Origin of the sequence: Anabaena sphaerica FACHB-251, from assembly GCF_014696825.1 — a bacterium.
Taxonomy (GTDB): Bacteria; Cyanobacteriota; Cyanobacteriia; order Cyanobacteriales; family Nostocaceae; genus RDYJ01.
Genome location: NZ_JACJQU010000002.1, coordinates 17,809 through 33,791, shown reverse-complemented (window position 1 = coordinate 33,791; position 15,983 = coordinate 17,809). Strand labels below are relative to the sequence as shown.

The window sequence follows — 15,983 nt, the reverse complement described above, 5'->3', positions numbered from 1 at the left end:
TGTGAGAAAAAAAATCCAGGAGCATCCATGTCAAATTTCCAAAAAAACAACAACTCAGAAACCTGGGGTTACAGCTTATTAAATTCAACAATTGATAGTTTAATTCGGAACTTTGAAGGTCAAGAAACAGTTAAACTTTATCCCGAATTTCGAGAAAGAAAAGAACGCGCCCACGAATTGATTTTTGAATGTGTAGGTAAACAACCTAGCCTATTTTATATTCGTCGTCAAGGTACAGGAAAAGAAACAGGAGAAGAAATTTGGGATTTAACCATAGCTACAGATGAAAGTGAATTTAAACTACCCAAAAGATTAAAAGAGCTAAAGAAAACTTTGGGATTTAGAGCAGCAGTCAAAAAAAATGGAACTGGCGGTTTAAAGATTCTTTCAGCTTATTTATTACAACCTGCACGGGGACAAGCTGATGCTTATGCTTTACCTTTACGCTTGCAGTTAGTTCCTAATCATCATGATCCTGTCGATATTTCTCCCAAGATATTGGCACAAATAGCCAAGATGCCAATATGCGGTAATCATGTACCAACAGAAGATCAATTACAAGCATGGAAAGCATTTTTAAAAGTTGAAGAACGCATCGCTAAAGCCCGACAATTTTGTGTAAACTTCATCAACTCAAACTATCAATCAAATAAAAAAGAAGTTGCCTTAAAAATTAATATTAATTCAGCTACTCTTGATGGTTCAGAAGAAAATTATTTAGATGTAGAAAACTTTTGGGAACGGGTAAAAAAGGCAAAAAATCAAGATATCAAATTTTCTGATACTGTACCTACAGAAAGAAATCGTCGTACCAGTCGTCAACTAGGAACTATTGAAAAAGTTGATCCAAAAAATAATCTTGTTCACATCAAAATTGAGCGCGATTTAGTTGCATATATAGCAGCAGGAAATTATCAACTACCAACAAAAGGATATTTGTTTTTTGATGCTGCTGGTGATATTAAACAGATTGAACGCAAAGAAAAAGCCTTGGAACAATTAAGACAAGGACGCACCCAAAACCCCTATTTAGGTGACTTTTTATTTGACGCTTCCCAAGCCAGACCTATTAAAAAAACCGTCAAACTTAAAGCCAAAGACTTATTATTATCTGCTGCCAATTCAGGTCAAAAAAACTCTGTAGAAAAGGTGCTTTCAGCAGAAGATTTAGTTTTGATTCAAGGACCACCAGGTACAGGTAAAACTACCGTAATTGCGGAGATTTGCTATCAAATTGCTTTGCGTGGTGGTCGCACATTGATTACTTCTCAAGCGAATTTAGCCGTTGACAATGCTTTGAGTAGATTGGTTCATAACCCAGTCATTCGCGCTGTTAGAAAAGGAAAAGCAGAAAGAGTTGGGGAAGAAGGACAAGCATTTTTAGAAGATCAAGTAATTGACAGATGGTTAGAAAATACCGCTACCGACTGCGAAAATAATCTTACTCAACGTCGAGAAAATATCCACATTCTCCAGCAATTATTAGTATCATCACAGCGATTTACAGATTATTTAAAATCTGAAGCAGAATTCAATCAGCAACAAAATGAATTAAAGGAAGAAAAAATAAAGTTAGAGGAGCTTTGCCAAACTCAAGAAATAGTTTACAATGAAGTGTTAGCAAATAAAGATGAAATAGAATCGCTAATTCATGGATTAAAGCATCTTTTCAAAAAACCACAAAATATAAATTGGGACGACTCAGAAATTAAAGATTTTTTACCCCGTCTTCAACCTTATACAGTAGAAAATAAGCTAGTAGAAAATTTCCGGGAAAATGTACGTCAAGCTATCAAATATACAGATGAGCTTGGTTTTGTTCGTCCTGCGCGTGGTGCATTTGGTTTAGCGGTTTGGTTATGTGAAACTATAGTACCTGAAATTTATGAATTTAAACCAGCATTGATTTATGCTAATGATGCAAATACAGCTATGTCTGAATTGACAACATTAGTCAATGTTTTTAAACAAAATTCTGCATATTTGCATCAATTACAAATAGAGTATCAACAATTTCTTAATCAAGGACAAAGTTTACAACCAACCATTCAAATTTGGGAAAACCGTAAACGAGAAATTGATTATCTTATCGAAGCAGTTAGAGAATGGAAAACTACAGCTTATACACATATTTATCAAGTTTTGAAAGATTGTCAGCATTCTGATTTAAAACTAACAGATAATATGCTAAATCTACCACTTGGTTTGTTGATGTTTGCTAATAATTTAAAATTACAAATTTTACCAAAGATTTATCAAATTAAGCTTCCAGAATGGGAATTATTAACCAAGGCTATTTCTTACGAAATAGAGGGCAAATTTACTGATAGACAGGGTAAACAGCATAATTTCAGTTATTTTTTACAACAAAATTTTAGTCAAATTCCCATAGTGTTAGAAAAGAGCGATCGCACCAAATGGCAGGAAACTTACCAACAATTTGAAAATTATCAATTACTCACCTCTAAACAGCGGAAATTGCTGGTTGAAAATACCCAATCTTTCTTAATTAAATTGCAAAAAGCCTATGGATCATCTTATGAATTGAATAACATCGACTCTACTCTAACTCGAATTACCCAAGAATTACTAGATACCATTCTTGCAAATGCTCGTCAATGCGTTATAAAAGTCAAAACCGAAGCTGAACAGCAGCTTAAGATTTTACAAACTCAACAAAAACAATTAGATCAACTTCCCAAAAATGGTATTACCCAAGAACAAATATTAGCAACTCAATCTCAGGTAGAAAAAGCTAGTCAAGATGCTAATTTTCAACTTGAACGAGTTGTGAATATTTTGCAAGAACTGAATAAAAAACAAAATTTACCTTTAGAATTACGTAACCTCACACAACAATATCTGTCCACACAATCAAATATTTGGGAACAGCATCAAGAATTTGCCAAGCAGGTCAAGCTTTGGGAAACTTCCATCACTCAGATTGAAACTTTAACTTCCTCATTAGATGCTTTTGCTATCTTAGAAATTATTAAAGACTCATTAAAGGAAGAGTTAGTAAAACTGAAAAAATCAGCCAAAACATCTTTGCAAAAACTTGAAATTTCCCAAAGCAAATTAAATGAACTAGACCAACAGTTAAAATTGCAAATACCCGATGATTTAATCACAGAAAGAAACTGGTGGGATTTAATTTGGCAAGAAATACCTAATAAATTTAAACCTAAAAAACCAGAAAATGATTTATTTAATCTAGAATTTTTGAACACAGTTAAAACCAGGTTTGACATTTGGCAGCAACAACTAGAAAATGAAGAAACTTATCTGCAAAAATATCAAAACTTTGTCCAAGATTGGATTACAAAACTACGTCAACCTTCAGAAAGAGATAGTAACGACTTAAGACAGATTTATTTAGATAATGCTAACGTCGTTGGTATCACCTGCGTTCAAGCTGCAAATTACAATTTTTCTGAAGAATTCAAGTATTTTGATGTTGTCATTATTGATGAAGTTAGTAAATGTACTCCACCAGAATTATTAATTCCTGCTTTGAAAGCTAAAAAATTAGTCATGGTAGGAGATCACCGACAATTACCACCAATGCTTGATACTAGCACGGTCGAAGAAGTTGCTGCAACAATTGGTCATACAAGAGAAGAAATGCAATTTTTAGAAGAATCATTATTTAAGTTTCAATTTGAAACTGCTGATAATAGCATCAAACAAATGCTCAATACCCAATATCGAATGCACCCCAACATCATGGGGGCAATAAATCAATTTTATGATGGTAAATTAGAATGTGGTATTTTAGAACCTGACAACAAACGCGCTCATAATTTAGCAGGGGAAATAATTCAACCAGAGCATCATCTAACTTGGGTGAAAATGCCCAGAGAAAATGAATTTCAAGAAGAACGTCTGGGAACTTCATTTTTTAACCTTAAAGAAATTGATGTCATTGAAAAAATATGTCAGCAGTTTGAAAATGTTTGGAATTCTAGAGTTGCTAATGGGGAAGCTAAAAAAGAAATAGCAGTAATTACATTTTATGGCGCTCAATTGAGAAAAATTGATGAACGTCTTCAATCTGAACTTTTCCCTTCATTGCAAATTAGAACAGGTACAGTTGATAGATTTCAAGGGATGGAAAGACCTGTAGTAATTGTCAGTATGGTGCGGAATAATCATCAAGGAGATGTGGGATTTGCTAAAAAGCCAGAACGGGTGAATGTGGCTTTTTCTCGCGCTCAGGAATTACTAGTAATTGTTGGTTGCCACGATTTATTTACCAGTAAAGCAGGTACAGTTGGTAGTATGTACTCGGAAGTGGCAAACATTGTTGATCATCATGGAGGTTTTATTGATGTTTCCTGCTTCTGTTAATCGACCTATTGATGATCATCTCAAAAATATAGTCACAAAAATTGAAACTGAAAATCCTAGTTTATCAGTTTTTGCTGCACGTCAGTTTCGCTATAGCCTGTGTCAAAATACGGTAGAATTAACAATTAAAGAACCCCGGCAATTAAACGTCCTGGAAGAGTTTATAATTCGCGCTGGGATAGAATTTGAAACACCACCTACAGCAGATGAATTAGCTTCTATACTTGGGCTTGATTCTGTATTTGTACACAGTACGATTTCTACTCTTCAGTCATTACAAACTTTGGCGGTAAAATCACCCATTACAGTTACTGCCGAAGGACGTTTATTTTATGAAAGAGGAACTGTGCCTCAACCACCTTATGCAGTGCAAATTTTTGCAATAACTGACTCTTTAAATGAACAATTGAGTTTTCAATCTGAATCTTTAAATGATGTTATTGTCAACCTGCCTGATTTAGCAACCTTTTTAAATATTGAACAAAAAATAAACCAGCTTTCTTCATTAAAACTGGCAGAAATCCAGCAATTTATTCAGGATGCGAGCTTAAAATTTCATATACCAGAAGAGGGAAAAATAGTCACTGCTTTTAAAGTGATACCACCAAGTAAACTATTTTGGAAAACCATATCGCTGTTTGTTATTTTTGATGTAATAGAAGATAAGTTAAATATTCAAATCCGCAGCGGTAAGCGAATTTTAGAGACAGCATCAACTAGGGTAAGCTCCCTACTAAATGAAGGCAAAATATCCTTGCAATCATTATGTGACTTGTCAAATGAAATTATCAATTCTGCACGAGAAGCTATTTTGAAACAGAGAAATTCATAATTAGTAATTGGTAAGTTGTTATTCTCCCCCTGCTCCCAGTCCCCAGTCCCCAGTCCCCAGTCCCCAATTCCCAAATGCAAAAAATCGTTAAATTTGATACAATTTATGGAAATTAGGAGAGCCAAGGAGCGAAATAAAGTGGTCTTATCAAAAGGCTTTGAGATTGAGATGTATACTGGCACACCTCAAGGTGAAATTGTTGGTCTCTCCGACAAAATTGTTACAGAGTTGCAAGGTTTTATGCGGGAGCCAGATAGCCGCAACGTAGAATACATAACCAATCCGTCCACCAATTACGAAAATCAATTGTGTGGCTTATTGCGTCCTCGGCAACAGTTGCGTAAATATTTGCAGCGATTGGATAATTACACATTAATACCAGGCAGTACCCTGTCCTTGGGTGGGAGCGATCGCTTTTACCGTTCTGACCCCACCCACCCCTATCATGACTACATTGAGCAAACCTACGGCACAAAAGTTGTTACTGCCAGTGTACATATTAATATTGGCATCCCCGATCCAGAAATATTAATGCGTGCCTGTCGAGTCATCCGCACAGAAGCACCCCTATACCTTGCCCTGAGCGCCTCATCACCATTTTTAGATGGTCAAGCCACAGGCTATCATTCCACCCGTTGGGGACTCTTCCCCCAAACCCCCAGTCATGTACCCTTATTTGCCAGTCATGCCCATCATATTCAATGGGTAGAAGGACAGCTACAAGCCGGAACAATGCAAAATGTTCGGCATTTGTGGACATCAGTCAGACCAAATGGCGATCGCCGTCCTTATGATTTAAATCGTCTAGAACTGCGAATTTGTGATTTAGTCACAGATCCCATTTCCTTATTAGCAATAACCGCCCTACTAGAAGCGCGGTTGTTACAAATCATTGACAACCCCAGCATCGATCCCTTAACTCAAAGCAGTTTCTCTCCCGAAGAACTAATTACTTTAACTGCCAAAAATGAAATGGCAGCGGCCACATCTAGTCTTGATGCTCCGTTGCAACATTGGCAAGATGGCAGTACCATACTCGCCAGAGATTGGATTGACCAGCTATATCAAGAAGTTTGGGGTATAGCCAAACAACAAGGCTTTAGTTGTTTCCTTTCCCCTTTACAGAAAATTCTCCGCGCAGGTAACGAAGCCCAACAGTGGTTACAATTACACAAAGTTGGTGTTGATACCCAGCAAGTCATTAAACAGGCGATTATTGCCACCCAAGAACGGGAACAGGAACTAGAAAACAAATTGTGTTCCTCCCTCTTGGCTTAATTTCTAGGTGACAGGTGACAGGTGAGAGTGAGAATTTTTCGATCTCCCCACCTGCCCACCTCCCCATTTCCTTGGTTTTGAAAATCTAATATCTCCCTAGTGGCGAATGCCTATTAACAAAACCTATAGGTCGTCTATATCCGCCTTTAGGTAGATTTTCTAGCTACGATACAGTGTTAGATAAAATTATTAACATTTTGTGACCATGCCCCAGGTAGTTTTAGTTAACCCCCAGATTCCTCCAAATACAGGCAATATTGCCCGTACTTGTGCCGCTACAGGGACAGAATTGCATTTGGTAGGTCCTTTAGGATTTGAAATTAGCGATCGCTACCTCAAAAGAGCAGGTTTAGATTACTGGCCTTACGTCAAACTGCACTATCACGAATCACCAGAAGCATTCCAAGTCATCCATCAGCAGCGTGGAGGTAGATTGTTAGGGTTTAGCGTCCGTGGCAGTTTTAACTATATCAATTACCAGTTTCAAGCCAATGACTGGCTATTGTTTGGTAGTGAAACCACAGGTTTACCCGCAAATGTTCTCAGTGTCTGTGATTCCACCCTTTATATTCCCATGAACGAACCCGGAGTTCGCAGCTTGAATCTATCCGTAAGTGTCGCCATAAGCTTGTTTGAATCACGACGACAGTTAGGCTATTTACAATAGTTAGCTAAGTTTTAGGTAGAAAGACTTATTTGTTGTGGATATTACAGGTTTTTGTCAGTATTTATTTTTAAGTAAAATTACAGTAATACTTACTGCCTGAGACTCGGGTTATGATACCCTCCCAACCCATATAAAAAAAAGCTGGTTAGTTGGATAAGGGTCATATAAGAAATTTGTATAGGAACTTTGATTCCATGCCAGTTGTCAATGATAGATTTTAGTGAATTGAAATATGATCTATGCCAGAGGTAAAATTAGCCAAAGCATTTACTGTCAAGCATCTTAGCTATTTGTATTATGAAATACAATCAACCCTGTCAAAAGTTGCTGCGAATTTGTACGGTTGTCTTTTAGGGAATAAAAGCCGTAAAGTCTCGTGTTGATAAGACGGATTGGATAAAAAAACTTAGAAAATATCTACAGCAGGAACATCGTTTTTTTCAGAAGTCGCAGCGGAGCAAATGTTAACAGCGTTAGTGGACTCAGCAAAGCTATCATATTTGTCTAGTCCCCGCTTTGAAAGCAGAAGCAGCACCAATAACTGTCAAGAACGAACAATCCTGGGTTTGTGAGGAGTAGCAACAGACAATTGAAAGCAAAAATTTTAAGGTTTACTAACAAGTATGAACTTGTCTAAATCAGAGAACCAGGTTAATCTTGCCTAAGTATCTCTGGTGAATGTGATCTTGATCTATCGTTTGATGTGATCTCAATTATGGATTAGTATCCAACAGAAAAATCAAGGTCAGTTAAGCGAAGCGTGATCATAGGAGGTCGTCTTTGAAACGAGCATTGAAAAAGAGAGTGAAGGCTGTGTTAAACAATACTCCCAACAGCGATGGTGTCCCGGTCGAGCCGTTAAATGAGACTAATCACAAAGCAAACCGCCGGGCGGGAACCCAAGCCGCTATGATTGGCTTGGCAATCTCAATGGGCGCAACCAGCCTTTTGGTGACTCGGCAAAGCGATCAAGCCCAAGCAGCGGCTCCTGTTGGCAGTCAAAAAGCAGCCTCAACAATTCCTGCTGTTTCTGACACTGAGATAAAATTTGCGGCCACAAAGCTGGAGTCCCAAGCCGTCTCTTCAGCGAGCGCGCCTGAAAATCCTGTCATCGTCGTGGAACCAACAGCAGTTTCGCAAGTGCCTGGGCTTGAAGCTAAATGGCCAGTTACAGCCAAGGAAATGGCTGTGCAAATTCATACATCAGAAGCTGACAAAAAAGCTGTTTACCTGCAACTGCAAGCAAAACAGGGATTGAGTGGTAACTCAGTTCAATCCAAATTACAAACAGAAAAACAACTGTCCCAGACAGAACAACAATTTTCTCAAAATCAGGGTGTTGCTGACTCTCAAGTCCCTGCCGTCATTGTGGAAGCGGCAAACCCAGTTAGCAATGTTGTTAATGCACAACTAAAAGCGCAGCAAGAATTTGCTCTCAATCGCTTACAGGAAAAATCGAACCGTTTAAGAAATAGTCTGGCGGAGTTGCGGTCTGAGGAGACCAAGAATTCATCACCAACTGGTATTGAGGTAGCACAACCAAGCACTGTAGCTAATAACCATTTGGCAACACAGTCGGAAGATGTGACAGATGCCAACCAATCCAGCCTGATATCCAAGTTAAAACAGGATAAACAGACAAGTGCGCCAGTGCAGAAACCATTTCCTGCACCAGTCGCCCCCACAGTTGTCGCTCAATCAGTGACGACAACCTACGAAGTTAAACCCGGAGACACATTAGCCGAGATTGCTACTAACTACGGTACTTCCGTCTCAGAACTAGTCCAAGCTAATAATCTCAATGATCCCAATCAGCTACAAATCAGTCAAAAACTGATTATTCCCACAGATACAGCAGGGCGTAGCAGTTACAACCAGCCCACTCTAGCAACTAGTCCCACTTTAGTCCAGTCTAGCAGAAGTGCCACAGTTGCTAGTTCTCCTCTGAGTCAGCCTGATTTAGAAGCCAATCTACCTCTGGCTTCACGGTCATCAGTGAGTAGCAACAACAGTAGTGTTGCCATTCCTGTGCCAGTAGCCAAACAGTCATCAGTGAGTAGCAACAACAGCAGTGTTGCTATTTCTGTGCCAGTAGCCAAACAGTCATCAGTGAGTAGCAACAACAGCAGTGTTGCTATTTCTGTACCAGTAGCCAAAGAGAATCAGCTTCAGGTCAATACTCCTGCTATTAGCGGTGGTGTAAGCATCCCCGTACCAGTAGTTAAGAATAATCAGCGGCCAACCCCAGAAACTGACTTCACTTCCCCTACATCTTATGGAGTGGGTGGTGATACTTCACTACTCGAAAGTGCTACAGAAACCCAAAGAGAGCAACAAGCACCTCAAAAGGTAGCTAAGGCTAAAGGTACTGAGCGTATCCGTAGCTTGCAAGCTGAAATTGAGAGACTACGCGAAAAATACCGCGATCAACAGTCTGGTGTCACTGTACAAACAGTAGCTGAAACTGAGAATACAGTAATCCCGATTGTTGTCGAAAAAGCCAATAATCGGAGAAATTCTCAGGTTAATACTCAACTGAATGCGGTATCCATTCCCGTACCTAAGCCCATACTGCCCAGCTACAGCGCACAACCTGTTAAACCTTTATTACGTACTGCTCAACCTAATAAGGAGCCAATTAACCCTCAATTCCTGTCAAGGCAAACAGCTTTCTCAGGTAATTCCTCTGGTAGTTCATCGGGAATTAGGTTATCAGTACCTCCCGCTGGTGCAAACTCAAACTCTAGCGACTCCCTGGGTAAAATGCGGGGAACCAAAGTATCCCCAGCCTTGCCACCTTTGGCAGCTGTAGATATATACCTACCTAAAACTGTTGACGAGAATACTAATCCTTCCTCTTCTTCCACAGCTTACATTTGGCCAGCCAAAGGTACACTTACCTCTGGCTATGGCTGGCGCTGGGGTAGAATGCACAGGGGTATTGATATTGCTAACGGCGTTGGTACACCAATTTATGCCGCAGCACCAGGTAGGGTGGAAAGAGCAGGTTGGAATAACGGCGGTTATGGCATTTTAGTTGAAATCCGCCATCATGATGGCAGTATGACCCGCTATGCTCACAACAGCCGAGTTTTAGTACAAGTAGGCCAAGAAGTGGAACAAGGACAGACCATTGCTGCCATGGGTAGCACTGGCTTTAGCACTGGTCCCCACACCCATTTTGAAGTTCATCCAGCAGGTAAAGGAGCGGTTAACCCCATTGCTTTCCTGCCATCACAGGCACGCCTGTAAATATAATATATGGCTGTTTTTTAACTCAGTGATTGCCTGGTTTGTGGAGGGAGTTTGACTCCCTCTTTTATTTTGGAAAAAAATTTGGTTTTGGGAATTGCCACCACTAAATTTGTATGCTATCTTAATAGAAGTTGATAAAACAACACGGCTCAGTAGCTCAGTTGGTTAGAGTACGGGACTCATAAGCCTGGGGTCGTCAGTTCAAATCTGACCTGAGCCATTTTAAAAATTTTCAATATCTTACACCAGCACTAGTTAGATGCTAAATTAAGCCTGATTTACAGGATATGGTTTAGCTTTGATATATTAATCAGTGCTGGTTAATAGTATTTTGATTTAATTTAATAACAGCAAAAATTACGAAATCAATTGCTATGATATCTGCAACAACTGTTGTTAGCGTATTAAGTCGGAAATAATTTACTTAGGCTATACTAAGTAATACATATCTCAAATGAGATATTTATCAAAATAATTGCAATGGTTCAGAAGATCGCCTTATTTAATCACAAAGGTGGTGTTAGCAAAACCACTACTACTTTTAATTTAGGTTGGATGCTTGCTTCCAAGGGGAAGAGAGTAATTCTTGTAGATACAGACCCCCAATGTAATCTTACAGGAATAGCACTGAAAGAAGAAACTGAAGATGATGAAGCAAGAATAGAAAACATTTACAATACACATTCTAATATTAAGACTGGCTTGGCTCCTGCTTTTGAGTCACAACCACGCGCTATTGAAGCTGTAGATTGTATTTCGATAGAAGGACAAGAAGGTCTATTTTTATTACCTGGTCATGTGGGCTTTGGTGAATACGAAGTAACATTAGGAATTGCACAAGAACTAAGTGGTTCAATTCAGACACTTAAAAACTTGCCAGGTGCAATTTCTGATCTCTTGGAAAAAACTGCTAATAAGTTTAATGCTGACTACATTTTAATTGATATGAGTCCAAGTTTAGGATCTATCAATCAAAATTTATTAATGACAAGTGACTTTTTTTTAGTGCCTACTACTGCTGATTTTTTCTCTGTAATGGCAATTGATTCTCTATCCAGAATTCTACCAAAGTGGTGTGGGTGGGCGAAGATGGCAAGTGCAAACTCTATATTAAAGGAAGCTGCTTATCCGTTTCCTGAATTTAGGTTGAAATTTTTAGGAACTATAGTTCAAAACTATAGAATTATCAGAGGTAAAGAAACAGCAGCATTTCAAACATGGATAGAAAAAATAGAGAAGACAGTTACTGGTAAGCTAAAACCAATTCTAGATAAAAATAATTTGTTACTACCTAATCAGGTCTATACTGAACAGGGGATGAATGGTAGTTTTACCATGACCAAAATTTCTAACTTTAACAGTTTAATAGCTCTATCACAAGAACACTGCACACCAGTTTATGCGCTCACGCCGGAACAGTTAGACCAGCAAGGTATAGTATTAGGAGCTAATCAAAAAAAGCAAGAAGAATTTAGAGCAACTTTTTCCGATTTAGCAGATAAAATTATTGCACTATCATCAAGTTATGCAGTCAGCCCTTGATCAATTTCGCATTAGCATTCAGCGTGTTCGGGATTTAATTTCTCTGCATAACTCTATTAAAGCTCAAGCTACTGCTGCTCTAGATATTTCAGATATTTTACGATCTGCTCTAGTTCTTAGTGTGAGTGCCTTGGATTATTATGTCCATGAGGTTGTTACATTGGGTATGCTGGAAATTCATCGAGGAACACGCTCAGAACCAGCAGTTACTGCTAATACAAATTAATCAGCTTTTTCAAGGTTTAAAGTGTCGCTGGGTAGTGCGCGTGAAGATAGAACAATAGCTATAGATATTGCTACTTGGATAGAGAGTGAAATACAGCAGAGTTATGGGGATGATTTTTTAGAGCAGTCTCATAATATTTCAAGCTTAATTCCTGTTATTTCCACTACTATTTTAGATAAACTAAATAACAATTCATGGTTAGAAAATGAAATCAGAAAAGAATTCAGCAAGCTAAGTTTTCAGACACCAGACAATATTGCTGATTCAATTAGGTACATATCAAATAAAAAATTATGGGATGAAGTTGCTATTAAAATAAGTGGAAATGTTAAACAAGCGAACCAGATCAAACAGCAACTTATTTTGATTGTAGATCGTAGAAATAAGATTGCCCACCAAGCAGATATAGATCCCACATTAGCTTTAGGTAATCGCTGGCCTATAGATGAATTACTAGTTGGTAATGCGGTAGATTTTATTGAACAGGTAGTTGAGAGTATTCATCAAATTTTGTAGAATATTTAAACCAGATACTCAACTTTTTATTTAACCATGAACCATTGCAACAACCAATAAACAATCTTTTGAAAAAAAAATGAGTGATGAAACTTTCCCAGAGAAAAAACAGTCTCCATTGATATACCAAACCCACAGGAGTTTTTGATGTTGAAACTGTCAAAATTTATCGCTGGGAACTTAGCAACCCTAACCTTATGTTCTACGTTTGTACTTACTCTCTCAAAACCCGTAATATCTGGTGAACTAATTATGGATAGAAATTGTGGTTTTAATGAGAGAACCAAAGAGACTTTTACAAAACTAACTCCCCAAAATAGAGGATATATTTGGTTAACAGATCACTTTAAATCCAATAATCGGCCATACTATTTACAAATCAATACATTTCCTGACAATACAGGAGTATTTTGTTTAGGAATTGGTAAACAGTTACCGAAAAGACTGAAAAACGCGGAAATACTGCAAAATAAATTGATTGAAAAATTTGAGCAAGACAAATCTAAACTCAACCATTATATAGTCACAGTTAAAGGGAACAAAAACGAAGATTTTTTGAGAACTACCTACAGATTAAACCTGAGTAACCCCCAAAATCCCAAAGTCACCCCCATTATTAAGGTATATAAAAAATAAGATGTTTTTTGGTGGTAATGATGAAAAAATACGTCGCACAAGCACCCCTCAACTTAGATACAATCAATAAACTGACGTAAACCCTAACTAACCGAAATGACAAGCACCACCACAAAAATCAAACTCCCCGAACTCCTAGCACCTGCGGGTAACTGGGAATGCGCTCAAGCAGCAGTAGAAAATGGTGCGGATGCAATTTATTTTGGTTTAGACAAGTTTAACGCCAGAATGAGGGCGGATAATTTCACCATTGCAGACTTACCAGAATTAATGGAATTTCTGCACCTGCGAGGAGTCAAAGGTTATATCGCTCTGAATACCCTGATTTTTCCCCAGGAACTGACGGAAGCACAGCAATACCTCAAAACTATCATTTCTGCTGGTGTTGATGCTCTCATTGTTCAAGATGTGGGTATTTGTCGTTTAATTCGTCATCTTTCCCCCGACTTTCCTATTCACGCATCAACCCAGATGACTATTACCAGTGCTACAGGAGTAGAATTTGCTAAATCTTTGGGATGTCAATTAGTAGTTTTAGCGCGAGAATGTTCGATTTCAGAAATTCATAAAATTCAACAACAAATATCTAAAAAACAAGCAGTTTTACCTTTAGAAGTTTTCGTTCATGGTGCTTTGTGCGTCGCATATTCTGGACAATGTTTAACCAGCGAAGCATTAGGAGGACGTTCCGCAAATCGGGGAGAATGCGCTCAAGCTTGTAGAATGCCTTATGATTTAATTGCAGATGGTGAAATTGTCGATTTAGGTAATCGTAAATATTTACTTAGTCCTCAAGATTTAGCAGGTTTAGAAGTTTTACCGGAGTTGGTAAAATCGGGAGTCACATCTTTAAAAATTGAAGGAAGATTAAAAGCACCAGAATACGTTGCTAATGTGACTCAAGTTTATAGAAAAGCATTAGATAAAATAGCGGAAAGACCTAACCCCCTAACCCCCTTCCCTTCTAGGGAAGGGGGAATAAAAACTCCCCTCTCTGTGTCGGAGAGGGGTCGGGGGAGAGGTCAAGACCAATATAATTTAGAAATGGCATTTTCTCGTGGACTTTATACAGGTTGGTTTGAGGGGATAAATAACCAAGAATTAGTTCATGCAAACTTCGGAAAAAAACGCGGTGTTTATTTAGGAGAAGTTACCCGCGTTAGAAATGAACAAATAACAGTGAAATTAGCAGCACCTGTTAAACCTGGTGATGGTGTGGTGTTTGACTGCGGACATCCAGAAATGCGAGAAGAAGGAGGAAGGATATATGGGGTTGTAGAAAAAGGAAACGAGGTAATTTTAACTTTTGGTAGAGATGATTTGAATTTTCTAAAAATCCATAGAGGAAATAAAGTTTGGAAAACAAGTGACCCAGAATTAGATAAACAAATCCGTCAAAGTTATGATGGAGAATATCCCCAATTTACACGACCTATTAATATAGAAGTATATGGGGAAATCGGAGAAAAATTAATAGCTGTTGTTCGTGATGAAATTGGTAATATAGTTAAAATAGAATCGGAAATATTACTGGTTGAAGCACACACTAAACCTTTAAATGATGAAAAGTTAAAAGAACAATTGGGACGTTTAGGTAACACAGCTTTTTGTTTAGGAACTCTCACAAATAACATCAAATGTCATGCGATGTTACCTGTTAGTGAATTAAATAAAATGCGTCGGGAAATTGTCAACCAGTTAGAAAAATTAAGAAGTAAACCCAAACTTTGGCAATTAAATCATCATGCAAGATGGCAAGATTTAATTACACCTGAATCTTCCCCTGTTCCTAATTCCCCTTCCCTCATTGTTTTAGCTAGAAACATCGAACAACTCAAAGCCGTATTAACCACAGATATCAAAACTGTATATTGCGAATTTGAAAATCCCCGCAACTATCGAGAAGCAGTAAAAATATTTAGAGAATGGAGACATTCTTCAATTAACCCAGTCCCCAGTATTTTTGTAGCACCACCCCGCATAACCAAACCTGGAGAAACTTGGATTTTAAAACAAGTGAAAGATGCTGAAGCTGATGGTTATTTAATCAGAAATTACGACCAATTAGAATATTTTGCCAACGAAAGATGTATTGCTGACTTTCCCTTAAATATTGCTAATCCCTTAACCGCAGACTACTTGAGACAACGTTTTAATTTAGAAAGATTAACCGCATCCTACGACTTAAATATTAACCAACTTGAAGATTTAATTACAAATTACCCAGCACAACATTTTGAAGTAACAATACATCAACATATACCCATGTTTCACATGGAACACTGCGTATTTTGTGCTTTCCTATCTGAAGGAACAGACTACACTAACTGCGGTAGACCTTGCGAAAAACACGACGTAAAAATGAGAGACAGAGTAGGTAGTGAACACATCCTCAAAGCTGATTCAGGATGTCGAAATACAGTATATAACGGCACTGCACAAACTGGTGCGGAATATGTACAAAGATTAATAAGCTTGGGTTTACAACATTTGAGAATTGAATTTCTCAACGAAACACCAGAACAAGTGACCAAAACAATACATTATTATCAACAACTTTTGCAAGGAGAAATCACTGGTTCTCAACTTTGGCAAAAATTGAAGTTGCAAAATCAACTAGGTGTTACTCGTGGTGCATTGGGTATGATGTAGCCAAAATACAATAAGTAGTATTACAATAC

10 protein-coding genes and 1 tRNA gene are annotated in these 15,983 nt (G+C 38.0%); all 11 read left to right on the top strand.

From position 1 onward, the window contains the following. The first annotated feature begins 27 nt into the window (after window positions 1-27). The 11 genes from H6G06_RS03875 to H6G06_RS03830 all read left to right on the top strand — a co-directional run bounded on the left by H6G06_RS03875 (window position 28) and on the right by H6G06_RS03830 (window position 15,954). Complete coding sequence (locus tag H6G06_RS03875; RefSeq protein ID WP_190557303.1) at window positions 28-4,350, top strand: DEAD/DEAH box helicase; 4,323 nt, start codon at window positions 28-30, stop codon at window positions 4,348-4,350. Continuing rightward, window positions 4,316-5,182 carry a hypothetical protein gene (locus tag H6G06_RS03870; protein ID WP_242039590.1) on the top strand — a complete coding sequence of 289 codons (867 nt, stop codon included), beginning with the start codon at window positions 4,316-4,318 and terminating at the stop codon, window positions 5,180-5,182. The genes H6G06_RS03875 and H6G06_RS03870 overlap by 35 nt, the downstream gene beginning before the upstream one ends. Window positions 5,183-5,320: 138 nt before the next feature. Continuing rightward, on the top strand, window positions 5,321-6,460 hold the full coding sequence (gene gshA / locus H6G06_RS03865) for a glutamate--cysteine ligase (RefSeq protein ID WP_190557299.1): 1,140 nt from the start codon (window positions 5,321-5,323) through the stop codon (window positions 6,458-6,460). 205 nt (window positions 6,461-6,665) lie between these two features. After that, entirely contained in the window at window positions 6,666-7,127 is a 462-nt protein-coding gene (locus tag H6G06_RS03860) for a tRNA (cytidine(34)-2'-O)-methyltransferase (RefSeq protein WP_190557297.1), read from the top strand. Between the two features lie 813 nt (window positions 7,128-7,940). Further along, entirely contained in the window at window positions 7,941-10,379 is a 2,439-nt protein-coding gene (locus H6G06_RS03855) for a peptidoglycan DD-metalloendopeptidase family protein (protein ID WP_338422905.1), read from the top strand. A 149-nt stretch (window positions 10,380-10,528) separates the two neighbouring features. Continuing rightward, a tRNA-Met gene (locus tag H6G06_RS03850) sits at window positions 10,529-10,602 on the top strand. Window positions 10,603-10,862: 260 nt separating this feature from the next. Further along, the gene (locus tag H6G06_RS03845; RefSeq protein WP_190557293.1) at window positions 10,863-11,924 is read left to right on the top strand and encodes a ParA family protein; all 1,062 of its coding nucleotides are present in this window, start codon (window positions 10,863-10,865) and stop codon (window positions 11,922-11,924) included. Continuing rightward, complete coding sequence (locus H6G06_RS26975; protein ID WP_199306580.1) at window positions 11,908-12,150, top strand: hypothetical protein; 243 nt, start codon at window positions 11,908-11,910, stop codon at window positions 12,148-12,150. The genes H6G06_RS03845 and H6G06_RS26975 overlap by 17 nt, the downstream gene beginning before the upstream one ends. Window positions 12,151-12,171: 21 nt before the next feature. After that, window positions 12,172-12,666: an MAE_28990/MAE_18760 family HEPN-like nuclease gene (locus H6G06_RS03840; RefSeq protein ID WP_199306579.1), complete on the top strand. Its 495-nt coding sequence runs from the start codon at window positions 12,172-12,174 to the stop codon at window positions 12,664-12,666. A 252-nt stretch (window positions 12,667-12,918) separates the two neighbouring features. Then, on the top strand, window positions 12,919-13,302 hold the full coding sequence (locus tag H6G06_RS03835) for a hypothetical protein (protein ID WP_242039589.1): 384 nt from the start codon (window positions 12,919-12,921) through the stop codon (window positions 13,300-13,302). Between the two features lie 96 nt (window positions 13,303-13,398). After that, window positions 13,399-15,954, top strand: coding sequence for a U32 family peptidase (locus H6G06_RS03830; protein ID WP_190557290.1), 2,556 nt, complete (start codon window positions 13,399-13,401; stop codon window positions 15,952-15,954). Window positions 15,955-15,983: the final 29 nt, after the last annotated feature.

What these genes read in the sequence shown, in the direction of transcription:
- H6G06_RS03860 (WP_190557297.1), top strand. Translation starts at nt 6,666, where the DNA reads ATGCCCCAGGTAGTTTTAGTTAACCCCCAGATTCCTCCAAATACAGGC.
- H6G06_RS03835 (WP_242039589.1), top strand. Translation starts at nt 12,919, where the DNA reads ATGGATAGAAATTGTGGTTTTAATGAGAGAACCAAAGAGACTTTTACA.
- H6G06_RS03870 (WP_242039590.1), top strand. Translation starts at nt 4,316, where the DNA reads ATGGAGGTTTTATTGATGTTTCCTGCTTCTGTTAATCGACCTATTGAT.
- H6G06_RS03875 (WP_190557303.1), top strand. Translation starts at nt 28, where the DNA reads ATGTCAAATTTCCAAAAAAACAACAACTCAGAAACCTGGGGTTACAGC.
- H6G06_RS03830 (WP_190557290.1), top strand. Translation starts at nt 13,399, where the DNA reads ATGACAAGCACCACCACAAAAATCAAACTCCCCGAACTCCTAGCACCT.
- H6G06_RS03845 (WP_190557293.1), top strand. Translation starts at nt 10,863, where the DNA reads ATGGTTCAGAAGATCGCCTTATTTAATCACAAAGGTGGTGTTAGCAAA.
- H6G06_RS26975 (WP_199306580.1), top strand. Translation starts at nt 11,908, where the DNA reads ATGCAGTCAGCCCTTGATCAATTTCGCATTAGCATTCAGCGTGTTCGG.